This window comes from Streptomyces sp. NPDC101234 (genome assembly GCF_044767525.1).
In the GTDB taxonomy this organism is placed as follows: Bacteria; Actinomycetota; Actinomycetes; order Streptomycetales; family Streptomycetaceae; genus Streptomyces; species Streptomyces sasae.
In genome coordinates this window covers 1-24,567 of sequence record NZ_JBIWOA010000027.1, presented here as the reverse complement: position 1 = coordinate 24,567, position 24,567 = coordinate 1, and the positions used below count along the sequence as shown (strand labels likewise).

19 protein-coding genes are annotated in these 24,567 nt (G+C 70.6%); 14 read left to right on the top strand and 5 right to left on the bottom strand.

Features of this window, described 5'->3' with window-relative positions:
- Positions 1-73 precede the first annotated feature (73 nt).
- From ACIRR9_RS38225 to ACIRR9_RS38185, 9 genes are all read left to right on the top strand, one after another.
- Entirely contained in the window at positions 74-2,569 is a 2,496-nt protein-coding gene (locus ACIRR9_RS38225) for an ATP-binding protein (RefSeq protein ID WP_403761873.1), read from the top strand.
- A 256-nt stretch (positions 2,570-2,825) separates the two neighbouring features.
- A complete protein-coding gene (locus ACIRR9_RS38220) occupies positions 2,826-4,667 on the top strand; it encodes an APC family permease (RefSeq protein WP_403761870.1) in 1,842 nt (613 codons plus the stop codon).
- 103 nt (positions 4,668-4,770) lie between these two features.
- Positions 4,771-4,914, top strand: a complete 144-nt coding sequence (locus ACIRR9_RS38215; RefSeq protein WP_384563319.1) for a hypothetical protein — start codon at positions 4,771-4,773, stop codon at positions 4,912-4,914.
- Complete coding sequence (kdpF, locus tag ACIRR9_RS38210; protein ID WP_037659531.1) at positions 4,911-5,000, top strand: K(+)-transporting ATPase subunit F; 90 nt, start codon at positions 4,911-4,913, stop codon at positions 4,998-5,000. The genes ACIRR9_RS38215 and kdpF overlap by 4 nt, the downstream gene beginning before the upstream one ends.
- A gap of 8 nt (positions 5,001-5,008) precedes the next feature.
- On the top strand, positions 5,009-6,673 hold the full coding sequence (gene kdpA, locus ACIRR9_RS38205) for a potassium-transporting ATPase subunit KdpA (protein WP_403761865.1): 1,665 nt from the start codon (positions 5,009-5,011) through the stop codon (positions 6,671-6,673).
- Entirely contained in the window at positions 6,670-8,796 is a 2,127-nt protein-coding gene (kdpB, locus tag ACIRR9_RS38200; RefSeq protein WP_403761863.1) for a potassium-transporting ATPase subunit KdpB, read from the top strand. The genes kdpA and kdpB overlap by 4 nt, the downstream gene beginning before the upstream one ends.
- Positions 8,797-8,801: 5 nt before the next feature.
- Positions 8,802-9,470 (top strand): potassium-transporting ATPase subunit C, encoded by a 669-nt coding sequence (locus ACIRR9_RS38195; RefSeq protein WP_403761860.1) that lies wholly within the window; start codon positions 8,802-8,804, stop codon positions 9,468-9,470.
- A gap of 133 nt (positions 9,471-9,603) precedes the next feature.
- Positions 9,604-10,287: a response regulator gene (locus tag ACIRR9_RS38190; protein WP_403761857.1), complete on the top strand. Its 684-nt coding sequence runs from the start codon at positions 9,604-9,606 to the stop codon at positions 10,285-10,287.
- A gap of 1 nt (position 10,288) precedes the next feature.
- Positions 10,289-12,832, top strand: a complete 2,544-nt coding sequence (locus tag ACIRR9_RS38185) for an ATP-binding protein (RefSeq protein WP_403761853.1) — start codon at positions 10,289-10,291, stop codon at positions 12,830-12,832.
- Between the two features lie 54 nt (positions 12,833-12,886).
- Here ACIRR9_RS38185 and ACIRR9_RS38180 read toward each other — a convergent pair whose 3' ends face one another.
- The gene (locus ACIRR9_RS38180; protein WP_403761850.1) at positions 12,887-13,456 is read right to left on the bottom strand and encodes a universal stress protein; all 570 of its coding nucleotides are present in this window, start codon (positions 13,454-13,456) and stop codon (positions 12,887-12,889) included.
- Between the two features lie 368 nt (positions 13,457-13,824).
- Between ACIRR9_RS38180 and ACIRR9_RS38175 the strand changes: the two genes are divergently transcribed.
- From ACIRR9_RS38175 to ACIRR9_RS38160, 4 genes are all read left to right on the top strand, one after another.
- Positions 13,825-14,160, top strand: coding sequence for an SAV_915 family protein (locus ACIRR9_RS38175; RefSeq protein ID WP_403761847.1), 336 nt, complete (start codon positions 13,825-13,827; stop codon positions 14,158-14,160).
- 11 nt (positions 14,161-14,171) lie between these two features.
- On the top strand, positions 14,172-15,506 hold the full coding sequence (gene lysA, locus ACIRR9_RS38170) for a diaminopimelate decarboxylase (protein ID WP_403761844.1): 1,335 nt from the start codon (positions 14,172-14,174) through the stop codon (positions 15,504-15,506).
- A gap of 482 nt (positions 15,507-15,988) precedes the next feature.
- Entirely contained in the window at positions 15,989-17,944 is a 1,956-nt protein-coding gene (locus ACIRR9_RS38165; RefSeq protein WP_403761841.1) for a potassium transporter Kup, read from the top strand.
- A gap of 340 nt (positions 17,945-18,284) precedes the next feature.
- Complete coding sequence (locus ACIRR9_RS38160; RefSeq protein ID WP_403761838.1) at positions 18,285-18,698, top strand: peptidoglycan-binding protein; 414 nt, start codon at positions 18,285-18,287, stop codon at positions 18,696-18,698.
- An 82-nt stretch (positions 18,699-18,780) separates the two neighbouring features.
- Here ACIRR9_RS38160 and ACIRR9_RS38155 read toward each other — a convergent pair whose 3' ends face one another.
- The 4 genes from ACIRR9_RS38155 to ACIRR9_RS38140 form a co-directional block, all read right to left on the bottom strand.
- Positions 18,781-21,972 carry an ATP-binding protein gene (locus ACIRR9_RS38155; RefSeq protein WP_403761835.1) on the bottom strand — a complete coding sequence of 1,064 codons (3,192 nt, stop codon included), beginning with the start codon at positions 21,970-21,972 and terminating at the stop codon, positions 18,781-18,783.
- Between the two features lie 166 nt (positions 21,973-22,138).
- Positions 22,139-22,636 carry a DUF4188 domain-containing protein gene (locus tag ACIRR9_RS38150; RefSeq protein WP_403761832.1) on the bottom strand — a complete coding sequence of 166 codons (498 nt, stop codon included), beginning with the start codon at positions 22,634-22,636 and terminating at the stop codon, positions 22,139-22,141.
- Between the two features lie 34 nt (positions 22,637-22,670).
- Positions 22,671-22,880: a 2TM domain-containing protein gene (locus tag ACIRR9_RS38145; protein ID WP_403761829.1), complete on the bottom strand. Its 210-nt coding sequence runs from the start codon at positions 22,878-22,880 to the stop codon at positions 22,671-22,673.
- A 50-nt stretch (positions 22,881-22,930) separates the two neighbouring features.
- A complete protein-coding gene (locus ACIRR9_RS38140) occupies positions 22,931-23,653 on the bottom strand; it encodes an alpha/beta fold hydrolase (protein WP_403761826.1) in 723 nt (240 codons plus the stop codon).
- A 267-nt stretch (positions 23,654-23,920) separates the two neighbouring features.
- Between ACIRR9_RS38140 and ACIRR9_RS38135 the strand changes: the two genes are divergently transcribed.
- Positions 23,921-24,567, top strand: a 647-nt coding sequence (locus tag ACIRR9_RS38135; RefSeq protein WP_403761824.1) for a phytoene desaturase family protein, incomplete at its 3' end; no start/stop codon positions are given.

Below are 24,567 nucleotides of genomic sequence, written 5' to 3'. Positions count from 1 at the left end.
AGGGGCTTCCTTGGGAGGGAGCGACCCCTGTGGTCAGGGGAGTTGATCCAGTGAGCGGAGCGCGTCGGCGGCGATGAGTGACGTACGGCCCGGACGACTGAAGGTCTATCTCGGGGCGGCCCCGGGAGTCGGCAAGACCTACCGCATGCTCGACGAGGGGCGGCGCCGTGCCGCTCGCGGGGCGGACGTGGTGGTGGGGTTCGCGGAGTGCCACGGGCGGCCGCGCACGGAGGCGATGCTCGACGGTCTGGAGACCGTCTCCCGCGCGTCCTGCACCTACCGCGGCGGACGGTTCGAGGAGATGGACCTCGCCGCGCTGCTCGCTCGGCGCCCCCAGGTGGCGATCGTCGACGAGTTCGCGCACAGCAACGTCCCGGGAGAGGGCCGTAACCCCAAACGGTGGCAGGACATCGAGGCGCTCCTCGACGCAGGCATCGACGTCGTCACCGCGCTGAACATCCAGCACCTGGAGTCCCTCAACGACGTGGTCGAGAAGATCACCGGGGTACCGCAGCACGAGACCGTGCCCGACGACGTCGTCCGGCGGGCCGAGCAGATCGAGCTGGTGGACATGCCACCCGAGGGGCTGCGCCGCCGGATGGCGCACGGCAACATCTACACCCCCGAGAAGATCGATGCGGCCCTGGCCAACTACTTCCGGCCCGGAAACCTCACCGCGCTGCGGCAGTTGGCACTGCTGTGGACGGCCGACCGGGTCGACGAGGCACTGCAGGAGTACCGCTCGCAGCACGGCATCGGCAGGGTGTGGGAGACCCGGGAGCGGGTCGTGGTCGCCCTCACCGGCGGTCCGGAGGGCGACACGTTGGTACGACGGGCCGGCCGCATCGCCGACCGGTCGGCGGGCGGGGACCTGCTCGCCGTGCACGTGGCCCGCAGCGACGGGCTCGCGGCGGGCGTCTCGCACGCCTCGCTGGCCCGGCAGCGCCGGCTCGTCGAGGACCTCGGGGGCAGCTACCACTCGGTGGTCGGCGACGACGTGGCCACCGCCCTGGTGGAGTTCGCGCGCGCCGAGAACGCCACCCAGCTCGTCCTCGGCACCAGCCGCCGCGGCCGGCTGGCCCGGTTCCTGACCGGGCCCGGCACGGGGGAGACCGTCACCGAGCTGTCCGGCGACATCGACGTCCACCGGGTCACCCATGAACGCGCCGGCCGCGGCACCCTCCTGCCCTCGCGACGGCGCACCCTGTCCACGGCCCGGCTGATCGCCGGCCCGGTGACCGGCCTGGTGCTGCCCGTGCTGCTCACGGTCGTCCTCGCCCAGCTGCGGGGGACCCTGAACCTGACCAGCGAGGCACTGCTGTTCCTGCTCGCCGTGGTGGGCGTGGCCTGTATAGGCGGGGTCATCTCGGCGGTGATCGCCTCCGTGACGGCGTCCCTGCTGCTCAACTACTGGTTCATCCCGCCCATCGGCGCCTTCACCCTCGACGATCCGAACGCCCTGCTCGCCCTCGCGGTGTTCGCGGTGGTGGCCGCCGTGGTGGCCGCCGTGGTGGACCGGTCGCTGCGCCTGTCACGCCGCTCCGCCCGCGCGACGGCCGAGGCGGAGACCATGTCGTCCCTGGCCGGCAGCATCGTGCGCGGGGAAGCGACCATCCCCGCCCTGCTGGAACGGACCCGCGAGACCTTCGGCATGGAATCGGCGGAGCTGGTGGACGAGCCGCCCGAGGACACGGGCGTGACAGCCGTTCCCGCCGGTCCCGGCGCCTGGCTCGCGCTGTGGGGCCGCACACTCTCGTCGTCCGAGCGGCGGGTGCTGGCCGCGTTCGCCGCGCACGTCGGTTCCGCCGTCGAACGGGCCCGGCTCGCCGAGGCCGCCGCCGAGGTGGAACCGGTCAAGGCCGCCGACCGGCTGCGTACGGCACTGCTGCGGGCCGTCGGCCACGACCTGCGCACCCCGCTCGCCGCGGGCTGGGCGGCGGTCACCTCGCTGCGCAGCCGCGACGTCGAGTTCTCCGCGGAGGACCGGGACGAACTCCTCGCCACCGCCGACGAGTCCATGGCCAAGCTCAACCGGCTGGTGGAGAACCTCCTCGACCTCAGCCGCCTGGAGGCGGGCGTCCTGCCCCTGAACCTCCGGGCCGCCTCACTGGAAGAGGTCCTCCCGATGGCACTCGCGGACGTCCCCGACGTGCACGTGGCGGACCTGGAGGCGATCCCGGCGGTGCTGGCCGACCCGCCGCTGCTGGAACGGGTGATCGCCAACCTGGTCGGCAACGCCGCCCGCCACACACCGGCGGGCAAGAAGGTGCTGGTGACCGCCAGCGCCCTGGCCGGCCGGGTGGAGCTGCGGATCGTGGACCGGGGGCCCGGCCTGCCAGCGGAGGGCCGGGACCGTCTCTTCGAGCCCTTCCAGCGGCTCGGTGACACCGACAACACGACCGGCCTCGGCCTCGGACTCGCCCTCGCCCGTGGCCTGACCGAAGCCATGAACGGCACCCTCGGCCCCGAGGACACCCCCGGCGGCGGCCTCACGATGGTGGTGTCGCTGCCGTTCGCTCCCCGGACCCTGAGCGCCGTACCGACCGAGCAGAGCGCAGGAGGTGCGTGATGAGCACAGTGACCGGTCCCGGTACCTGGAAGCCGCACCGTGGGGGAGGAACCCCGGCCGCGCGTCCATCGCCCGGATGACGGCAGAGGCAGGCCGCCCGCAGCCCGGACCCGTCAAGATCCCGTCAGATTCGGCCGCCTGAGCGCGAAGAAGCCGCCAGGAAAAGCCGGACGGCGCGGGAAAGGGACAGAACCTGGGTGCAACCGCGCACCCCTGGGCCCTGGTGCGCGGCCGGACCACGAAGGAGCGCGCACCCATGACCGTCCTGACCACCGCGCCGGACGCCGTCCCCGCCGATGCGGAGCCGCCCGACACCGGCGAGCGCCACCGCCTGACCGCCGTCACCGGCCTCGCCGCGCTGTCGCTGGACGCGATGGCGTCCGTGGCGTACGGACCGGAGGCGATCGTGCTGGTGCTGGCCGCCGCCGGTGCGCACGGCCTCGGCTTCACGCTGCCCGTCACCCTGGCCATCGCGGCCCTGCTGGCCGTACTGGTCGCCTCGTACCGGCAGGTCATCGCGGCCTTCCCGGACGGCGGCGGTTCGTACGCCGTCGCGCGCACGCACCTGGGCGCACGGACCAGTCTGGTCGCGGCGGCCTCACTGGTGCTGGACTACGTCCTCAACGTGGCCGTCGCCGTCACCGCCGGCGTGGCCGCGCTGACGTCCGCCTTCCCGGCCCTGTACGACGACCGGCTGTGGCTGTGTCTGGTGGTGCTGACGCTGATCACGGGTGTCAATCTGCGCGGGATCGTGGAGTCGGCGAAGGCGTTCATCGTGCCGACCGTCGTGTTCGTCGGCTCGATCTTCGTGCTCATCGTCGTCGGTCTGTTCCGCTCCCACCCGGTCAGCACGGCGACCGCGGCCGGGCATGCCTCGGTCGTCGCCGACAACGCCTCCACCGTGGGCGCCCTGCTCCTGCTGAAAGCCTTCGCCTCTGGTTGTGCCGCGCTCACGGGCGTGGAGGCCATAGCCAACGCGGTGCCCTCCTTCCGCCGCTCCCGGGTCAAGCGGGCCCAGCGGGCGGAGGTGGCGCTCGGCGCCGTACTCGGTGTGATGCTCATCGGCCTGTCGGTGCTCATCGGCCGCTTCCACCTCCAGCCGGTCGAGGGCGTCACCGTCCTCGCCCAGCTCGCGGACGCCGCCCTCGGCCACAACTGGGCTTTCTACGTCATCCAGTTCGCGACGATGATCCTGCTCGCGCTGTCCGCGAACACCTCCTTCGGCGGTCTGCCCGTACTGCTGAAACTGCTCGCCCGCGACAACTACGCACCGCACGTCTTCGCCCTGAAGGCCGACCGTCAGGTGCACCGGCACGGCGTGCTCGCCCTGGCCGCGGTCTCGGCCGCGCTCCTGGTGTTCTCCGGCGGCGACACCAACACCCTGGTGCCGCTCTTCGCGATCGGCGTCTTCGTCGGCTTCACCATCGCCCAGGTCGGCATGGTCAGACACTGGCGGCTGGAACGCGGCCGGGGATGGCGTGGCAAGGCGCTGCTCAACGGCTCCGGTGCCCTTCTCACCGGCGTGGCGACCGTCGTCGTCACCGCGTCGAAATTCGAAGAGGGCGCATGGCTGATCGTGATCACGCTCCCGCTGCTCGTGGTCGCCTTCGAGACCGTCCACCGGGCCTACGACAGGATCAGCGAGTGCCTGGGCCTCGGCCGCACACCGGAGACCCCGCACCGCGAGCGCTCGCTGGTGATCGTCCCCGTCTCGTCGATCTCCCGTCTGACCTCGGAGGCCCTGACCGCGGCCGCCTCCCTCGGCGACGAGGTCCGCGCGGTGACCGTCTGCCACCCCGATCCGGAGGACCGGGCCCAGATGCACGCCCTGGAGCGCGCCTGGGCGGAGTGGGACCCCGGGGTGCCGCTGGTGCGGCTGAGCTGTGCGCGGCGCACGCTGGGCCGCCCCATCGCCGCATACGTCCGTGAGACGGCCGCCACCGAGCCGGCCACCCGGGTGACCGTGCTGATCCCTGAGACGGAGCCCGAGCGGCTGTGGCAGCGGCTGCTGCAGAACCAGCGGGGCGCGGTCGTCGCGCACGCCGTGCGGCGGGAGACCGACGCGGTGATCTGCCGGCTGCGGTTCCACCTGTTCTGATTCCGGCACCGGCTGCGACCTGCGTGATCGTCCCGTCGTAAGAGTCCCGTCAAAGCCGTGTGGGTCGCCGTAAGGGAGCCGTCAACGACGGTCGATTCCGGCCATGGAGGCGGTTTGCTCTAACCGTCCGAGTCCGTTTCGAACCTCACTCCAGGAGTTCACGATGGCCGATCTGGCCTTCGTCGTCACCGTGCTCGCGGGTTTCGCGCTGGTGGCTCTCGTCGCCAAGGGGGTGACGAAGCTGTGACCGCCGAGAACATCGTCGGCCTGATCGTGGCCGTCGCCCTGCTGGGCTATCTCGTCCTCGCCCTGATCTTCCCGGAGAGGTTCTGAGACACGTCATGGGTCCCGTAACCGCCGCCGTGCTCCAACTCGCCGCGCTCATAGGCGCGCTGGCGCTCTGCTACATCCCCTTCGGCAACTACATGGCCAAGGTCTACTCCTCCGACAAGCACTGGCGCGTCGAGAGGTGGATCTACAAGGGCATCGGCGCCGATCCCGACACCGAGATGCGCTGGCCCGCCTATCTGCGCGGTGTCCTCGCCTTCTCGTTCGTCGGCGTCCTCTTCCTCTACCTGTTGCAGCGGCTGCAGGGCGTCCTGCCCGGCTCGCTGGGCTTCTCCTCGGTCAACCCGGCCCAGTCGTTCAACACGGCCGTCTCGTTCGTGACGAACACGAACTGGCAGTCGTACTACGGCGAGCAGACCATGGGTCACGTCGTGCAGACCGCCGGTCTGGCCGTGCAGAACTTCGTGTCGGCGGCTGTGGGTATCGCCGTCGCGGTGGCGCTGGTGCGCGGGTTCGCGCGCTCGCGCACCGGTGAGATCGGCAACTTCTGGTCCGACCTGGTGCGCGGCACGATCCGAATCCTGGTGCCGTTCGCCGCCCTGGCCGCGGTGATCCTGGTGGCCTGCGGTGCGATCCAGAACTTCTCCGGGATCCACGAGGTCGGCCAGTTCATGGGCGGATCGCAGCAGTGGAACGGCGGCGCGGTGGCCTCGCAGGAGGCCATCAAGGAGTTCGGTACGAACGGCGGTGGTTACTTCAACGCCAACTCCGCCCACCCCTTCGAGAACCCCACCCCGTTCACGAACCTGTTCGAGATCTTCCTGATCCTGCTGATCCCGTTCGCGCTGACCCGCACGTTCGGTGTGATGGTCGGCTCGGTGAAGCAGGGCTACGCGATCCTCGCCACCATGGGCACCATCTGGCTCGGTTTCACCGCGCTGATGATGTGGACGGAGTTCGCGCACCACGGCCCGGCGCTGCAGCTCGCGGGCGGCGCGTACGAGGGCAAGGAGGTGCGCTTCGGGGTCGGCGGTTCGTCGATCTTCGCGGTGGCCACCACGCTCACCTCGACCGGTGCGGTGGACTCCTTCCACTCCTCCTTCACCGGCCTCGGCGGCGGGATCACGCTGCTCAGCATGATGCTGGGCGAGATCGCACCCGGCGGTACCGGCTCCGGCCTCTACGGCATCCTGATCATGGCGGTCATCGCGGTGTTCATCGCCGGTCTGATGGTGGGCCGTACGCCCGAGTACCTGGGCAAGAAGATCGGTGCGCGTGAGATCAAGCTGTCGGCGATCTACATCCTGATCACCCCGGCGCTCGCGCTCGTCTTCGCGGCCGCGTCGATGGCTCTGCCGACCCCGCCGCACTCCATGCTCAACTCCGGGGCGCACGGCTTCTCCGAGGTGCTGTACGCCTTCACCTCGGCGGCGAACAACAACGGCTCGGCGTTCGCCGGTCTGAACGCGAACACCGACTGGTTCAACACGATGACCGGGCTGGCGATGCTGTTCGGCCGGTTCCTGCCGATGGTGTTCGTGCTGGCGCTGGCGGGCTCGCTGGCCGAGCAGCGGCCCGTCCCGGCCACGGCCGGCACCCTGCGCACGGAGAAGCCGCTGTTCACCGGCCTGCTGGTCGGCGCGATCCTGATCATCACCGGTCTGACCTACTTCCCGGCGCTGGCGCTGGGCCCGCTGGCCGAGGGGCTGGCGTCATGACCACCCGAACGGAAGCCCACGAGGACACCATGTCCACTCCCACCCTTGCGCCCCACCAGGACGCGCCCACCGGGCACAAGCCGGCCGAAGGCCGTGTCGGTGCAGGCCTGTTCGATCCCAAGCAGCTGGTCAGGTCCCTTCCCGAGGCCTGCCGCAAGCTGGACCCGCGGGTGATGGTCAAGTCGCCCGTGATGTTCGTGGTGTGGGTCGGCTCGATCCTGACCACCGTCTTCTCCTTCAAGGACCCGGGCGACTGGTTCGGGTGGGCGATCAGTGCCTGGCTGTGGCTGACGGTGATCTTCGCGAACCTCGCGGAGGCGGTCGCCGAGGGCCGCGGCAAGGCCCAGGCCGACACCCTGCGCAAGGCCAAGACCGACACCGTCGCCCGACGGCTGGTGGGTGACAGCGAGGAGCAGGTGCCGGGGACCGAGCTGAGGATCGGTGACCTGGTGGTCTGCGAGGCCGGTGACATCATCCCCGGTGACGGTGACGTCGTCGAGGGCGTCGCCTCGGTCGACGAGTCGGCGATCACCGGTGAGTCGGCCCCCGTCATCCGCGAGTCCGGCGGCGACCGCTCCGCGGTCACGGGCGGTACCAAGGTGCTGTCCGACCGGATCGTCATCAAGATCACGACGAAGCCGGGCGAGACCTTCATCGACCGGATGATCAGCCTCGTCGAGGGCGCCGCCCGGCAGAAGACCCCCAACGAGATCGCGCTGAACATCCTGCTCGCCTCGCTGACGATCGTCTTCCTGCTGGCCGTCGCCACCCTCCCGCCCTTCGCTGACTTCGCGGGCACCCACCTGACGATGGTCGTGCTGGTCGCGCTGCTGGTGTGTCTGATCCCGACCACGATCGGTGCGCTGCTGTCCGCGATCGGTATCGCCGGCATGGACCGCCTGGTCCAGCGCAACGTGCTCGCCATGTCGGGCCGTGCGGTCGAGGCCGCGGGTGACGTCTCCACGCTGCTGCTGGACAAGACCGGCACCATCACCCTCGGCAACCGCCAGGCCTCCGAGTTCGTGCCGGTCAGCGGGACGACCGAGGCCGAGGTCGCCGACGCCGCCCAGCTCTCCTCGCTGGCCGACGAGACCCCCGAGGGCCGCTCCATCGTCGTACTGGCGAAGGAGAAGTACGGGCTGAGGGAGCGGCACCAGGGCGAGCTGGCGCACGCCGAGTGGATCGCCTTCACCGCCCAGACCCGGATGTCGGGTGTGGACGTCGACGGCCGCAGGATCCGCAAGGGGGCGGCCGGTTCGGTCATCGCCTGGGTCCGCGAGCAGGGCGGCACGGTCGCCGAGGACGCGGACACGCTCGCGGCCGCCATCTCGCAGGCCGGCGGCACCCCGCTCCTCGTCGCGGTCGAGGACGCCGAGGGCGCCCGGATCCTGGGTGTCATCCACCTCAAGGACGTCGTCAAGGACGGCATGCGGGAGCGGTTCGACGAGCTGCGCCGGATGGGCATCAAGACCGTGATGATCACGGGTGACAACCCGCTGACCGCGAAGGCGATCGCCGAGGAGGCGGGTGTCGACGACTTCCTCGCCGAGGCCACCCCCGAGGACAAGATGGCCCTCATCAAGCGGGAGCAGGCGGGCGGCAAGCTGGTCGCGATGACCGGCGACGGTACGAACGACGCGCCCGCCCTCGCCCAGGCGGATGTCGGGGTGGCGATGAACACGGGTACGTCGGCCGCCAAGGAGGCCGGCAACATGGTCGACCTCGACTCCAACCCGACCAAGCTCATCGAGATCGTCGAGATCGGCAAGCAACTCCTCATCACCCGGGGCGCGTTGACGACGTTCTCGATCGCCAACGACGTCGCGAAGTACTTCGCGATCATTCCGGCGCTGTTCGCGGCCGTCTACCCGGGCCTGGACAAGCTCAACATCATGGGCCTGTCCTCACCCGACTCCGCGATCCTGTCGGCCGTCATCTTCAACGCGCTGATCATCGTCGCGCTGGTGCCGCTGTCGCTGAAGGGTGTGCAGTACCGGCCGGTGAGCGCGGACAGGATGCTGCGCCGGAACCTGACGATCTACGGCGTCGGCGGGCTGATCGCCCCGTTCATCGGCATCAAGATCATCGACCTGCTCATCTCCCTCATCCCCGGAATCGGCTGATCGGCATGAACAACTCCGTGACCAACACTGCCCGGCTGCTGGGTGCGGGCCTGCGGGCGCTGCTCGTACTGACCCTGGTGACCGGCGTCATCTACCCGCTGGTCGTCACCGGCATCGCCCAGGCCGCGTTCCACGACAAGGCGAACGGCTCCGAGATCAAGTCGCAGGGCAAGGTGGTCGGTTCGTCCCTGATCGGGCAGTCGTACGACCTGCCGCTGAAGAAGGGGCAGCAGACCCCGGACGCCGCCCTGCAGTGGTTCCAGGGCCGTCCGGCCAACGGGCTCGGCAGCAACAGTGTCAACACCCAGTACAAGCTGATCCTTTCGGGCGCGACCAACCTCTCCGCCGACAGCAAGGTGCTGATCCAGCAGGTCAAGGACGCCAAGGCCGCGGTCGTCAAGGACAACTCGGTGCCCGGCTACACGGTCAGGCCCTCCCAGGTCCCCGCCGACGCCGTCACCTCCTCCGGCTCCGGTCTGGACCCGGACATCTCCCCGGCCTACGCGGAGATCCAGGTGCACCGGATCGCCGAGAAGAACGGCCTGTCGGTCGCCCAGGTCGAGAACCTGGTCAAGGACCACACCGACGGCCGCACCCTCGGCTTCATCGGCGAGCCCCGCGTGAACGTCCTCGAACTCAACATCGCGCTCAAGGACCTTCTGGCGAAGCACTGACGGGATGACGTGACACGCGCGGGAGTTGGCGGCCAGGAGCCTTCCCGGACCCGTCGACTCCCGTCCCCGCACAGTCGGTTGCCTCGCGCTCGGCGCCCGTCGGCCCGACGTACGAAAGGAAGGGCACACACCCATGACCCGGGTGCTCGTGGTGGAGGACGACCCGCAGCTCGTACGGGCCCTCGTCATCAACCTGCAGGCACGCAAGTACGGCGTCGACGCCGCCCCGGACGGCGCCACCGCCCTGCGGCTCGCCGCTGCCCGCCAGCCCGATGTGGTGATGCTCGACCTCGGTCTGCCCGACATGGACGGCATCGACGTCATCAAGGCGCTGCGCGGCTGGACCCGGGTGCCGGTCCTCGTCCTGTCCGCCCGTCAGGCGTCCGACGAGAAGGTCGCCGCGCTCGACGCGGGCGCCGACGACTACATCACCAAGCCGTTCAGCATGGACGAACTCCTCGCCCGGCTGCGCGCGGCCGTCCGTCGTACCGAGGACGCTCCGCTGGTTCCGGAGACGACACTGGTCGAGACCGGGGAATTCAACATCGACCTGCTCGCCAAGAAGGCCGTACGGGGCGGACGGGACGTACGGCTGACCCCGACCGAATGGCATCTGCTGGAGATCCTGGTGACCAACCCGGGCCGGCTGATCACGCAGAAGTACCTCCTGCAGGAGGTCTGGGGCGTTTCACAGAGCAACAAGACCAACTACCTGCGGGTATACATGGCCCAGTTGCGCCGCAAGCTGGAGCCGGACCCCGCCCACCCCCGTTATCTGATCACCGAGCCCGGCATGGGCTACCGCTTCGAAGGATGACATGGCACGCGGAAAGCTCCGGATCTACCTCGGCGCCGCACCCGGCGTCGGCAAGACCTACGCCATGCTCTCCGAGGCCCACCGCAGGGTGGAACGGGGTACCGACTGCGTCGTCGCGTTCGTGGAACACCACCACCGGCCGCGCACCGAAGTGATGCTGCACGGCCTGGAGGAGATCCCGCGCAGGGAGATCGAGTACCGCGACAGCACCTTCACCGAGATGGACGTGGACGCCGTCCTGCGGCGCGCTCCCGCCGTCGCCCTCGTGGACGAGCTCGCCCACACGAACATTCCCGGCTCCCGCAACGCCAAGCGCTGGCAGGACGTGGAGGAGTTGCTCGCGGCCGGCATCGACGTCGTCTCGACCGTCAACATCCAGCACCTGGAGTCCCTCGGCGACGTCGTGGAGTCCATCACCGGAGTGCGACAGCGCGAGACCGTCCCGGACGAGGTCGTCCGGCGCGCGGACCAGATCGAGCTCGTCGACATGTCCCCGGAGGCCCTGCGCCGTCGTATGGCGCACGGCAACATCTACCAGCCCGACAAGGTCGACGCGGCCCTGTCCAACTACTTCCGGCCCGGCAACCTCACCGCCCTGCGCGAACTCGCCCTGCTCTGGGTGGCCGACCGGGTGGACGCGTATCTGACCGAGTACCGCAGCGCGCACCACGTCTCGGCGATCTGGGGCTCGCGGGAGCGGATCGTGGTCGGTCTGACCGGCGGTCCCGAGGGAAGCACCCTCATCCGCCGGGCGGCGCGGCTGGCCGAGAAGGGCGCCGGCGGTGAGGTGCTGGCCGTCTACATATCGCGCAGCGACGGACTGACCTCCGCCTCCCCGAAGGAACTCGCCGTCCAGCGCACGCTGGTGGAGGATCTCGGCGGTACCTTCCACCAGGTCGTCGGCGACGATGTCTCCGTCGCGCTGCTGGACTTCGCACGCGGGGTGAACGCCACCCAGATCGTCCTCGGCGTCTCCCGGCGCCGCAGCTGGCAGTACGTCTTCGGGCCGGGCGTCGGCGCCACGGTCGCCCGGGAGTCGGGTCCGGATCTGGACGTCCACCTGATCACGCACGACGAGGCGGGCAAGGGCCGCGGACTGCCGGTGGCGCGCGGAGCGCGTCTCGGGCGGAACCGTGTCGTCCGGGGCTGGCTCGTCGGTGTGCTCGGTCCGGTCCTGCTGACCTGGCTGCTCACCGGCGCCACCCCGAGCGTCGGCCTCGCCAACGACATGCTGCTGTACCTCACCCTGACGGTGGCGGCGGCCCTGGTGGGCGGGCTCGCCCCGGCGCTGGCGTCCGCGGTCGTGGGCTCCCTACTGCTCAACTGGTACTTCACCCCGCCCGTCCACACCCTGACGATCGCCGACCCGAAGAACATCGTCGCCATAGCCATCTTCGTCGGCGTCGCCGTGTCCGTGGCCTCGGTGGTGGACCTCGCCGCCCGGCGCACCCACCAGGCGGCCCGGCTGCGCGCCGAGTCCGAGATCCTGTCCTTCCTCGCGGGCAACGTCCTGCGCGGCGAGACCAGTCTGGAGGAGCTGCTGGAGCGGGTCCGGGAGACCTTCGGCATGGAGTCGGCCGCTCTGCTGGAGCGGGCCGGCGAGACGGATCCGTGGACCTGCGCGGGCAGCGTGGGCCCTTGCCCCTGCCAGGACCCCGACGACGCCGATGTCGACGTGCCGGTCGGCGACCACATGTCCCTGGCGCTGTCGGGACGGGTGCTGCCGGCCGCCGACCGCCGGGTGCTCGCCGCGTTCGCCGCCCAGGCCGCCGTCGTACTGGACCGGCAGCGGCTCCAGCAGGAGGCCGGCCGGGCCAGGGAGCTGGCCGAGGGCAACCGGATCCGCACCGCGTTGCTGGCCGCCGTGAGCCACGACCTGCGCACCCCGTTGGCCGGGATCAAGGCGGCGGTCACCTCGCTGCGTTCGGACGACGTGGAGTGGTCCGAGGAGGACCGGGCGGAGCTGCTGGAGGCCATAGAGGAGGGTGCGGACCGGCTCGACCATCTCGTCGGCAACCTCCTCGACATGTCCCGGCTCCACACCGGTACCGTCACGCCGATGCTCCGCGAGACCGACCTCGACGAGGTCGTCCCGATGGCGCTCGGCGGGGTGCCCGAGGACAGCGTGGAGCTGGACATCCCGGAGACGCTGCCCATGGTGCGCGTGGACCGGGGGCTGCTGGAACGGGCCGTCGCCAACGTCGTCGAGAACGCGGTCAAGTACAGCCCGCCGGGGGAGAGGGTCCTGGTCTCGGCCAGCGCCATCGCGGACCGGGTCGAGGTGCGGGTCGTGGACCGTGGACCCGGCGTCCCCGACGACGCCAAGGACCGCATCTTCGAGCCCTTCCAGCGCTACGGCGACTCGCCGCGCGGCAACGGGGTCGGCCTCGGCCTCGCGGTCGCCCGCGGCTTCGCGGAGGCCGTGGGCGGCACCCTGAGCGCCGAGGACACCCCCGGCGGCGGTCTCACGATGGTGCTCAGCGTGCCGACGGCACCGCAGCGCCGGACGGAGCAGCCGGACCTGCCGGCCGCGGCCACCTCCTGACCGGCGGGCCCGAGGACGTCGGATCTCCTGAGGATGTCGGATCTCAGGAGGTCGTCAGCTCTCAGGCGGCACGGTCTCGAACTCCTTCTCCAGGTCACGGGTGTCCAGCCGCAGCCGCCAGGTGTTCCGGCGGTGCGCGGCGGCCAGCGCGGCCTCCAGCGGCGACGGCGGCACGGCGAGGACGGAACAGGTGGCGTGCGCGAGGCAGTAGCGGCCGACCGACGGCCGCAGCGCGCGGCGCAGCAGACCACGGCGCCCGGTGCCGACGACGAGGAGATCGTCGTCGCGGTCGGCGATCTCGACCAGCGCCCGACCCGGGGCACCCCGGGCGACGAGAGCCTGCCCCGCACGTCCCGTGTCGGCGCTGCCGAAGACGCCGCACAGCGCCGCGAGCAGCCGTTCCCGTGCCAGCCTCTCCCACTCCGGGATCAGATGGGACGCGGCCGGTGAGCGGCGGGCGAGGGGATCCCCGCCGGGCGGCTCCCAGGCCAGCACCGGCCACAGCTCGGCACCCCGGCGCCGGGCCTCGCCAGCGGCCAGACACAGGGCGGCCAGACTTCCCGGTGAACCGCTCACTCCGACCAGGACTCGTCGAGCGGTTGAGAGTGCGTCGGACTCGGACATCGCTTCACCGTTCTTCACACGCCGACGGGCGGACCCGTCCTCACACGCCGACGGGCGGTCCCGCGTCGGCGAACCTCATGGAAACCACGTCCATCTCACCTCCGCGCCGAGGCTCTCGAACAGCCCGCCGGCCAGTCTTTGGCGCGATTCTGACGGCGCCCGCGAAGCCGGATCGGCGCTGGTGTCAGCGCCGCGTCAGCGTTCGCCCGATGCCCGTCAGCGTCGCGTCATGAGCGGGCGGACCACCACGCCGGGCGGGCATAGCGTCATCGGTGAGCCCCGTTCCGCCTCCTCGCGTCCGGGGCCGTCAAGCCACTCGACCCGACCCCACCCGAACTCGCTCGGGTCCCGGTCTCCGGAGGTAACCCATGCAAGACATCCTGTGCGGCGAGGACCCGGAACCCTCTGAACGGTTCCCGGCCGGACCTCTGTTCGTCCCCGTCCGGTCGGGACCCTCGGAGTGTGTGACGCGTGTCTTCCGCACCCCTCTCGGCGACCGTACGGCGGTCGGCTTCACCTCCGAGAAGCGGCTGATCGCGACGCTCGGCCCCGGGCAGGCGTGGATCAGGCTCGCCGAGCCCGCGCTGCGCGCGCTGACCGCACCGCTCGGAATCGCCACCGTCACGGTGGATCCCCAGTTCACGGCACGGGCCGCCCGGCCGGTGCACCCCGTCGTTCCCGCGCTCGCCCTGCGCGTCGCCTGAGAGGGGGCACGATGACCACTGTTCACGACACCGCCGTCACCACCCTCGCCGGTGACCTCTCGGTCTGGCCCGCGTCCACCGCCGAGCCCCGCCCGGGTGACCTGGCGGTGGGCGGGGTCCCGCTCGCCGAGGTCGCCGACCGCTTCGGCACCCCTGTCTACGTCCTCGACGAGGCCGAGGTCCGCGACCGCTGCCGCACCTACCGGCACGCCTTCCCCGACGCCGAAGTCCTCTACGCGGCCAAGGCGTTCCTGTGCCGCGCGATGATCCACTGGATGCAGGAGGAGGGCCTCGGGCTCGACGTCTGCTCGGCCGGCGAACTGGAGCTGGCCGTCACCACGGGCTTCCCCGCCGAGCGGATCGTGCTGCACGGCAACGCCAAGTCCCCGCGCGACCTGGAGTCGGCGCTGCGGCTGGGCGTGGGCCGTATCGTCATCGACAGTCCGTCGGAGATCGCCCGGCTGGCCGCCGCCGTCGGCCCGCACGGCCACCAGAAGGTCATGGTCCGGGTGGTGCCGGGGATCAGCGCGGGCGGCCACGAGAAGATCAGGACCGGCACCGAGGACCAGAAGTTCGGCCTCAGCATCTCCGACGGGTACGCCCAGCACGCCATCGCCCGGATACTCGACCAGCCACAGCTCGAACTCACGGGCCTGCACTGCCACTTGGGTTCCCAGATCACCAGCGTCAAGCCGTATCCGGCCGCCGTGCGGCGCATCGTGGGGCTGCTGGCCCGGCTGCACGAGCAGCACGGTCTCGTCCTGCCCGAGCTCGATCTCGGCGGCGGACACGGCATCGCCTACCGCCCGGGTGAGCAGGCCCTGGACCTGACCACCCTGGCCCGCAAGGTCCGTACCGAGCTGGCCGAGGCGTGCGCGGCGGCCGGGCTGCCCGTGCCCCGTCTGATCATCGAACCGGGGCGGGCCATCGCCGGACCTGCGGGCATCGCGCTGTACCGCGTGCTCGCCGTCAAACGCACCGGCTCGCACACGTACGTCGCCGTAGACGGCGGCATGAGTGACAACCCGCGGCCCGCCCTGTACGGAGTCCGCTACGCGCCCCGTCTCGTCGGCCGCCGCACCACCGCGGACCGGGCTCCCGTCACCGTCGTCGGCCGGCACTGCGAGGCCGGCGACGTACTCGCCGCGGACGTCGAACTCCCCGCGGACGTACATCCCGGAGACCTGCTCGCCGTCCCCGTCGCCGGTGCGTACCACCTGTCCATGGCCTCCGGGTACAACCTGGTCGGCCGCCCGCCCGTCGTCGCCGTGCGCGACGGACACGCCCGGCTCCTGGTCCGCCGGGAGTCCCTGGAGGACATCCGCAGCCGCGACGTCGGTCTCTAGCCCCGCGTCGCAGCCCTGTTCCGCCTCCGGGCGAGCGACGGCCCGGCCCTCGCGGCGGCCTTCCCGACCTCCCGTATGCAAGACATGTGAGGGCATGGTGACCGCGGGGAACAGGACCGGCGGCACTGCCTGTTCGCCCTGTTCGCCCTCGCCGGCCGGCCTGTCAGCGGCCGGGCGTGGTCGGGGTCGGCACGTTCCAGGCCCGCGGCGTGAACTTCGTCGTCCCGGCCATCGGCGCGGCTCTCGTCCTGGCGCTCCTCGACTTCCTGCCGGCCCCGTCCCTGGGGCCGCCGGCGGAGGGGCTGCCGCAGAACCCCCGGGCGGGTCGGCATTCCCTCACGCCGGCCGGCCCGCCCGGGGCACCGACGTTTCGCGAACCGGCACCCCCCTCTACCGGCGATCGGACCACTGCATCGGTAATGTCCGCACTGATGCACGGGACCGGGCCGTCCGCACGACGGCCCGTGAGGAGGAGGTTCGTCATGGCCGACAGTCGGCAGGAGACCGCGTCGGCGGGGCCCCCGGAGGCCCACAGACAGCTGGCGCGCGACTCGGTGCGGCTCGCGGTGGTGATCGGCGCCCTCGGCGTGGTCTTCGGCGACATCGGGACCAGCCCGATCTACACCCTCCAGACCGTGTTCGACCCCGACGACCCGCACCCCGTCCCGGTCTCCACGCAGAACGTCTACGGCGTGGTGTCGCTGGTGTTCTGGTCGGTCATGATCATCGTGACGGTCACCTACGTACTGCTGGCGATGCGCGCAGACAACGACGGTGAGGGCGGCATCATGGCGCTCATCACCCTGCTGCGCCGCTGGTCCTCACAGCGGGGCAAGCGGGCCGCCACCGTCCTCGCCGCGCTGGGCATCTTCGGCGCGTCGCTGTTCTTCGGCGACAGCATGATCACCCCGGCGATCTCGGTGCTCTCCGCGGTCGAAGGACTGAAGGTCGTCGAGCCGTCCCTGGACAGTGCGGTCGTCCCCATCACCGCGGTGATCATCGTGATCCTGTTCCTGGTGCAGCGCCGGGGCACCGCGGCGGTCGGCCGGGTGTTCGGCCCGGTCATGATCGCCTGGTTCCTGGCCATCGGTGCGTGCGGTGTCGTCGGCATCACCGAGCACCCGAACATCCTCCGGGCGCTGTGGCCGAGTTACGCCCTGAGCTTCCTGTTCGGCCACTTCGGGACCGCCTTCTTCTCGCTGGCCGCGGTCGTGCTCGCGGTCACCGGCGCCGAGGCGCTCTACGCCGACATGGGGCACTTCGGCCGCCGGGCCATCACCCGCGCCTGGCTGTTCCTCGTCTTCCCGGCCTGCATCCTGAGCTACCTGGGCCAGGGCGCGCTGATCCTCGACGACCCGAAGAACATCAGCAGCCCCTTCTTCCTGCTGGTGCCCGACTGGGGCCGGTGGCCGATGATCCTGCTCGCGACGGCGGCCACGGTGATCGCCTCCCAGGCGGTGATCACCGGCGCGTACTCGGTGACCTCCCAGGCCGCCCAGCTCGGCTACCTCCCGAGGCTGCGGATCGCGCACACCTCCGAATCCACCATCGGCCAGATCTACGTCCCCTGGATCAACTGGCTGCTGATGGTCTCGGTCCTCACCCTGGTCTTCGCCTTCCGCAGCTCCGCGGCGCTGGCCTTCGCGTTCGGCATGGCGGTCACCGGCACCATCACCATCACCACCCTGCTGTTCTTCTACGTCGCCCGTGCGAAGTGGGGCACGCCCAAGTGGCTCATCGGTATCGGTGCCGGCCTGCTGCTCTTCGTGGACCTGCTGTTCGTGGCGGCCAACCTGACCAAGCTGGTCCACGGCGCGTGGCTGCCGCTGCTGATCGGCCTGACCACGTTCACCGTCATGACGACCTGGCAGCGCGGCCGCAGCATCGTCACCGGGGAACGGGCCCGGCACGAGGGCTCCCTGCCCGAGTTCATCGCCGCCCTGCGCACCGGGGCGGAGCCGACCCGCACCGTCCCCGGCACGGCCGTCTTCCTCAACCGCGGCAAGGAGACCGCGCCGCTCGCCCTGCGGGCCAACGTCGAGCACAACCACGTACGGCACGAGCAGGTCGTGATCCTCTCCATCGAGACCGAGCCGGTGCCCCGGGTCCCGGCCGACCAACGCCTCACCGTGGACGGCCTCGGCTTCACCGACGACGGGATAGTGCATGTCACCGCCCGCTTCGGCTACATGGAGACACCGGACGTGACCGCCACCCTGGCGATGCTCGAACCCGCCGACACCGAAGGGCCGTTGGACCTCGACCACGCGTCCTACTTCCTCTCGAAGATCGAGCTCCGCCGAGGCAAGGCCCCGACGATGGCCCCCTGGCGCAAGCGCCTCTTCATCGCCACGTCCTACATCACGGCCGACGCCGCCGAGTACTTCGGCCTCCCCGGCGACCGCACGGTCATCATGGGCTCCCACATCGAGGTGTGACCCCGCCGACGGGCCACCGGACATCCGAACCCACCGAGCGACCGAGCGGTGAAAGCCCGGGTACGGGCGAAGCCGCCGCCGCTCGGTACTCGGTGCTCGACGGTCCGCCTCTCATCGGTCCAGCACCCGTCCCGGCAGGTTTTGTCCCGGGGTTACCCGGGCGGGGTTGGTTCATGGTGAAGACCGGCGTCAGAGTGATCCGGCGAAGGCGCAGCAGCGACCGGAGGAAGCCCGTGGAGACGGTTGGCATGGTGATCCAACCCACGGATACGACAGGGGGGTTCATGCCATCCGAGAGGATCCCGGCGCCCGCGCATACCCACACACGTAAAGAGGCCTGATGAGGCATGCCCGAGCACTGCGCCGCGCCACGGTGATCCTGGCTGCGGTCGTCCCGACGGGACTCGGTACGACGACGGCCCACGCGGACCCCGGCATCCCGGACATCGGCTACGGGTACGCCAACAACGCCGAGTCGGTCCGCTGCGTCCAGTTCTTCGTGAACAACTACCTGGACCTGCACCTCCTGGTGGACGGCGAGTTCGGCCCCCAGACCGAGAACGGGGTCAAGCAGCTCCAGAAGTACTCCAACTACCACTGGGCCACCACCTTGCTGGCGGTCGACGGGATCTTCGGCAAGAACACGGGCGAGGTCGTGCTCGAGCACATCAAGCGGTATCCCGGGTCGATCGACTACACAAAGGCCGGCCACTGCGCCCACTACGTCCCCTCGTACAACGTCGTCCTCAACTGACGCCTGTCGGGAGACCGGTCGGGAACAGCTCCGTTGTCAAGGACGCGAGGGGCTGCCGGGTTGGCCGACCTGCGATCCCGAGCTATGCAGAGCGGGTCGTCCGGTTTCCCGGCTTCATGCAGGTCAGCAGTTCTTTCGCGCGGTGGGCGAAGAGGTGGGCCTCGCGTTCGGTGGACAGTGCCAGGGCTCGTTCGGCGGTGGCCCGGACGGTGGCGGCGGGTGCACCGCGGGCCTGCAGCACCCGCGCCCGCAGCAGGAGCAACAGGCCCTCGGCGTAGCGCTGGCCGTGTGTGTCGAGGGCCGAGTCCGCCCGGTCGAGGGCTGCGGCGGCTTCGTCCGACTTGCCGGCCATCAGCCACATCTCGCCGAGGAGGCCGTACCAGGTGGCGAGGCCGGAGCGTGGTGGGTCGGCCAGCGCCACGGTGATCAGTCGTTGCGCCTCCGCCGCGGCGCCGGCCGGGTCCTCGCCGGTGACGGCGTGCGCCCAGCACAGCGCCAGCCGCTGGTAGCTGCCGAGGACGACGAACGAGAACTCGGGGTCCAGGGCGCTCCCGCGCTCGGCCGTGCGCAGCGCCTGCGCGGCGTCACCGGCCAGTGCTGCGGCCGTACAGGCGAACGCGGCCCAGACGGTGATCACGTAGGGGTCGTCGTCAGCGGTGGTCTCGATCGTGTCGAACAGTGCCTGTGCTGTGGGGAGGTCGCCGTGCAGCGCGGTCATCAGCGCGAGCATGGCGGGCCCGAGCAGCCGCAGGTCGCGCCGGAGCTGGTCCTCCCGGCCCTGCGCCAGGGCGTCGAGCATGTTCGAGCTGGTCCGGCTCAGGTACCGGTACGCCTCGCCGATGTTGCCGACGTCCCACTGGTGGATGCCCCACGCGTACTGGCCGTAGGTGCGGACGACCGGGTCGGCGGATGCCTCGCCCTGGTCCAGCAGCCGCCGTGCCAGTCGTCCGGCGCGGTCGAGTTGGATGCCCTGGGAGTGGGCGGCCCAGCGGGAGAAGAGGAAGTCGGCGGCCTCCCGTTCCCGGCCCAGGCCACGTGCCAGGTACTCGGCCCGCTCCAGCAGTTCGAGCGCCGAACCGACGTACCCCGCCCGCATCCCGTCCACCGCGGTGAAGAGCGAGAGGGCGGACAGTTCCAGCTCCGCCAGACCCGCCGCGCGCGCCACCTGCGCGGCGGACTGCAGCTGTCGTGCGGCGGCATCGAGTGCTGACTTTCCCGCCGCGCAGCGGCCCGCGCGTATCAGTGCGGTGGCGGTGCGGGCCGGGTCCGCGAGCGGGCCGGCGGCCCACAGGTGATGGGCGAGGCGCTCGTCGTCCGTGGCCGTGCTGTGCTCCAGCGCGTCCGCGACGAGCAGGTGCAGCTGGATCGCCCGGGGCGGCGGTGTGGCGTCGGCGACGGACTCGCGGACCAGGTCGTGCGCGAAGCGGTACGCATGCGGATCTCCGGGGGAGGGTTCGAGGAGGCCGAGTTCCTGCAGTGGTTCAAGGCGGTCGAGGCAGGTCGGCATGGAGAGCCCGGCGGCGCGCGCGAGCAGCGCGAGGCCGACGTCCCGGCCGATCAGCGCGGCGATCTGCAACAGGTGTCTGGTGCCGGCGTCCAGTCCGGCCATCCGGTCGCGAACCACGTCCCGGACGGTGGCGGGCACTCCGGCGCGTGCGGTGGCGGCCTCGGTGAGGACGCTGCGGTCGGCGAGGAGGCGGGACAGTTCCCGGACGAAGAAGGGGTTGCCCGCGGTGCGGGCGTGGATGTTGCGGGCGGCGCCGGGGCCGGGGTCCCGGCCGGTCTCCTGGCGGACGAGTTCGGCCACTTCGGCCGGGTCGAGCGGGTCGAGCCGGATCCGGCGGTGGCGGGGCAGCCGGCTCGCCGCGGCGAGCAGCCGTTCCAACTCCGTGCCGGGCGTGGGCGCACGGTCGCGGAGCGCCCCGATCACGGCCGTGCCGCGCGGCAGGTGAGCCGCCAGATGGCCGAACAGATCGAGTGAGGCGGCGTCGGCCCACTGGAGGTCGTCGACGACGAGCACCACCGGCCGGCCCGCCGACACCCGGCCCACGAGCGCGACGGTCTGCTCGAACAGGCGGAACCGGGTGCCGCTGTCCGGCAGTACCGGCGTGGTGGGAACGCGCCCCTGCGGCCCCAGGAGGCGGCCGAGTTCGCCGACGTGCCACTCCCGGCGCGCTGTGGCGGGCAGAGCGCCGAGGATCGCGCCGACGGCCTGCACCCAGGGCCACATCGAGGGCGTGCCGTCTCCCTCCAGACAGCGGCCCCAGACGACGAGTGCGCCGCTGCGGTGGGCTTCGGCGTCGGCCTCTTCAAGCAGGCGGGTCTTGCCCACCCCGGGTTCGCCCTCGACCAGGACGAACCCGGTGCCTGCGGCCAGCGCCGACTCCACGGCCTGCCGCAGCACCCCGAGCTCCTGGGCCCGGCCCACCAGGCAGCCGCCGGGCGGGGTTGCGCCGGCAGCGGCCGACGACCGTTCGTACGGCGTCTCCTCGCCCGGTACCGGTGTCTGTTCCAGTACGCCCTGTTGTGCGGTCACCAGCGCCGGGCCGGGATCGATGCCCAACTCCTCGGCCAGCTGGGCGCGAACGGTCCGGAACACCGCCAGCGCCTCCGCCTGCCGGCCGGCTGCGGCCAGGGCGGTGACGAGAGCCGCCTGCACCGCTTCGTGCAGCGGCGTCATCCGGGCGGCGAGATACAGCGAGGGGAGTACGCGCTCGGGCTGACCCAGCGACACCGCGAGCTCGGCGGCCGCGACGCAGGCGTCGAAGAATTCGCCGTCCAGAGCGATGAACACCGCCATCGCGGTCGATCCGTGGGCGATTCCGTCACCGGCCGAACCGTGCCAGAGTTTCAGTGCCTGTACGTAGGAGTCGAGTGCGACATGCGGCTGCTGCTCCGCTACGCCGGTTCTGGCTGTCCGGACCAGTTCCCGGAAGGTGACGACGTCGAGCATGCCGGGGGCGGCGGCGAAGAGGTATCCGTTGCCGCGGCGTTGCAGATACGTGCCGGTTCCGCGTGGGGGCAGGGCAGGTTCCAGCAACCGCCGTAGGGCACCGACGTACTTCTGGAGGATGTTGACGGCCGAGGCCGGGACGTCCTCGGCCCAGATCAGGTCGACCAACTCGCTCGTGCTGACCGGCCTGCCCGCCCTGGCGAGCAGCACCGCCAGCAGACACGCCTGCTGCGGAGGCCCCGCGTCCAGTTCGACACCGTCCCGCCAGATCCGCAACGGACCGAGGATCTGCAGACGCACAGGCGCGCCGGAGGCCATCATGCCTATTCCTACTCCTCCTCGTGCCCACCGGCCGACCGCGATCGGCTGCCGGGCCAAGTACCCCAGGGAGCAGTCCGCGGCCTACGGCCATCCGCTGTCAAGCGTGAGCGCCGACTTCCCGTCCCGGCCATGGCGGTGGAGGGGCTGATTCCGATGGGCTCACATCTCACGCCTCCCTCTCTGCCGCCTTCAGACGCTGGGCCGCCGTGTCGCCGCGCCGGCCGACCGGTACGACACCTGTCGCGGCGCCGAGGCCGTATGCGGGCATGTCGACGTACACCGATTCGTAGGAGCCTGCCGGGACGATGAACGTCTCGTGCCAGATACCCACATGGCCCTTCCCGGCGCGTGCCCGCCGGTTGAACTCTGCCCAGGCGGGCCGGTGCTCCTTGTCCTGCTGGTGGGCGTAGGCGAGGAGCCGTTCCTTGTCGCTCCAGTACTGGACGACGTAGAAGTCCCGGAGGCTGCCGTAGAGCACCTTGTAGCCGAGGAGACCGCTGCCCTTTTCCTGTGACAGCTCGCGCAGCATGCGCGGCATCGACATGAATGCCGGAAACCAACTGGAGAACGCTCGCAGCCGGTTGATGCGTAGCCCGATGTGGAAGACCACGACGTCGCCTTCGGCGGCGGCGGTGTTGCGACCCGGAACCACTTTCTCGGACATGTTCCTCCTCTGGTCCTCGTTGCGACGGTTCAGGTCATGAGCGGACGAGTGACCGGGTCTTCGAGCGAACGGCCCAGAAATGGCTCAGCAGCCCGATACCCCAGCCCAGAATCGACCACAAGGGCCAGAAGAAGAGGTCGGGTGTGAAAATCGCCCACACCACCACCTGGGCCACATTGGCGACGACATACCAGAAGAGGTGGATCCGCAGGCCCCACCTCATGGCCTTTTCGCTCTTGTGCATTTTCCCTCCCGTGGATCATCGGATCGATGCACTTGCGGTGACCGGCGGTGCTATTGCGGGAGCGTCTGCTCCTGCACGGCCGTCTCGATGAGGGCCACCGTCGCGCCCGGCCGGGAGACGAACACCATGTGCGAAGCACCCTCGACCACCTGGGTCTTCGCGCCGGAGCGCTGGGCCATGAACTCCTGCGTCGCCGGGGGGATGATCCTGTCGGCGCCGCTGATCAGGTTGTAGTTCGGGATGTCGTGCCATGCCTGCGGACCGGTGGCGGGCTCGCCCAGGGCGGCGCCGGTGGCCGGGCGTTGCGTGATCGAGTAGAGGGCGGCTTCCTCTGCCGACACGTCGGCCGCGAAATGGGGATGGAAGACCTTCGGGTCGATGTAGAGGTCCACCTGTCCGTCGGGCAGCGGTACGGGCTTCAGGGACTCGCCCACGGTGCTGCCCGGGAACTTCTCGACCAGTGCCTGCGCGCTCTCGCCCGTCTCCGGGACGAACGCCGCCAGGTAGACCAGTGCCTTCACGTTCGCGTTTCCCGCGGCGGCGGCGGAGATGACCGCACCCCCGTACGAGTGCCCGACCAGCACGATCGGTCCCTCGATGCTGTCCAGCAGTGCCTTGACCTGAGCCGCGTCGAAGGCGAGCCCTCGAAGCGGATTCGGCGCGGCGACCACTGGATGGCCGTCGGCGACAAGCCGCTTGGCGACGGCGTTGAAGCCGCTGCTGTCGGCAAAGGCTCCGTGCACGAGCACGATCGTCGGATTCCCGCTCACCATGGACCAACCTCTCCTTCGGATGACGGCCGACACCGGAGGTACGACCGCGGCGACCGTGGAGGGTTGGCGGACGAATTCAGCGAGAACGACACGGCTCCGCCCCCTCACCCACACCCTCACGTTCGGCGCCAAGCTATGGCTTGGCACTGGACGGGAATTGAATGAGACCGGGCCCCGGTTCCGGACGGCCTTCAGTGATCATTCAGTCGACGTCAAGCCGGTTCGACCAATCTGAGCCCGCGGAGGACGGATGACTGGGGGTTGCGGATGGTGTCGGACGAGGAAGCCGACGTGGTGGTGATCGGGTCGGGTATGGGCGGTCTCGCGGCGGCGCGCACGATCGCGCAGTTCGGCGGGAAGCGTGTTCTCGTCCTCGAACAGCACTACACGCTGGGCGGGATGACGCACGAGTTCTCCCGCGCCGGGCGATACCGGTTCGGCACCGGGCTGCATTACATGAGCGCGAACGCCGGCCCGTTCCTCGGGTTCATGACGGACGGGCGGGCGCAGCTTTCGCCGCTGCCGGACGAGTACGACGCACTGCACTTCCCGGGGTTCGAGTTCGCCGTCCCCGCCACGAAGGAACGGTTCCGTGAGCGTCTGAAGGAACGGTTCCCTGCCGAGTCCGACGCGATCGACGGCTTCTTCCGGACCACGCGCCGGGCCATGGCCGGGCTGGCCGCGCGCAATGTCATCGCATCGTTTCCCGCCGGGCTGCGCAAAGCGGGTGCGCCCGTCGTCGAGCGGCTGTTCCCGTCGACGTTCCGGTCGTTGCGGGACCAGGTCGGCCGCAGTTTCCGCGATCCGCGGCTGCGGGCCGTTCTGGCCGCACGTTGGGGGCTGTACGGCACTGCGCCGGCATCGGGCGCGTTCGGCTATCACGCGGCGGTCCCGCTGACCTTCTTCATGGAAGG

Excerpts from the sequence above, each read along its gene's own strand:
- kdpB (WP_403761863.1), top strand. The coding sequence starts at position 6,670 with ATGACCACCCGAACGGAAGCCCACGAGGACACCATGTCCACTCCCACC.
- ACIRR9_RS38180 (WP_403761850.1), bottom strand. The coding sequence starts at position 13,456 with ATGTCCGAGTCCGACGCACTCTCAACCGCTCGACGAGTCCTGGTCGGA.
- ACIRR9_RS38215 (WP_384563319.1), top strand. The coding sequence starts at position 4,771 with ATGGAGGCGGTTTGCTCTAACCGTCCGAGTCCGTTTCGAACCTCACTC.
- ACIRR9_RS38225 (WP_403761873.1), top strand. The coding sequence starts at position 74 with ATGAGTGACGTACGGCCCGGACGACTGAAGGTCTATCTCGGGGCGGCC.
- kdpA (WP_403761865.1), top strand. The coding sequence starts at position 5,009 with ATGGGTCCCGTAACCGCCGCCGTGCTCCAACTCGCCGCGCTCATAGGC.
- ACIRR9_RS38185 (WP_403761853.1), top strand. The coding sequence starts at position 10,289 with ATGGCACGCGGAAAGCTCCGGATCTACCTCGGCGCCGCACCCGGCGTC.
- ACIRR9_RS38160 (WP_403761838.1), top strand. The coding sequence starts at position 18,285 with ATGAGGCATGCCCGAGCACTGCGCCGCGCCACGGTGATCCTGGCTGCG.
- ACIRR9_RS38175 (WP_403761847.1), top strand. The coding sequence starts at position 13,825 with ATGCAAGACATCCTGTGCGGCGAGGACCCGGAACCCTCTGAACGGTTC.
- ACIRR9_RS38140 (WP_403761826.1), bottom strand. The coding sequence starts at position 23,653 with ATGGTGAGCGGGAATCCGACGATCGTGCTCGTGCACGGAGCCTTTGCC.
- lysA (WP_403761844.1), top strand. The coding sequence starts at position 14,172 with ATGACCACTGTTCACGACACCGCCGTCACCACCCTCGCCGGTGACCTC.
- ACIRR9_RS38145 (WP_403761829.1), bottom strand. The coding sequence starts at position 22,880 with ATGCACAAGAGCGAAAAGGCCATGAGGTGGGGCCTGCGGATCCACCTC.
- ACIRR9_RS38155 (WP_403761835.1), bottom strand. The coding sequence starts at position 21,972 with ATGATGGCCTCCGGCGCGCCTGTGCGTCTGCAGATCCTCGGTCCGTTG.
- ACIRR9_RS38220 (WP_403761870.1), top strand. The coding sequence starts at position 2,826 with ATGACCGTCCTGACCACCGCGCCGGACGCCGTCCCCGCCGATGCGGAG.
- ACIRR9_RS38190 (WP_403761857.1), top strand. The coding sequence starts at position 9,604 with ATGACCCGGGTGCTCGTGGTGGAGGACGACCCGCAGCTCGTACGGGCC.
- ACIRR9_RS38150 (WP_403761832.1), bottom strand. The coding sequence starts at position 22,636 with ATGTCCGAGAAAGTGGTTCCGGGTCGCAACACCGCCGCCGCCGAAGGC.
- ACIRR9_RS38195 (WP_403761860.1), top strand. The coding sequence starts at position 8,802 with ATGAACAACTCCGTGACCAACACTGCCCGGCTGCTGGGTGCGGGCCTG.
- ACIRR9_RS38165 (WP_403761841.1), top strand. The coding sequence starts at position 15,989 with ATGGCCGACAGTCGGCAGGAGACCGCGTCGGCGGGGCCCCCGGAGGCC.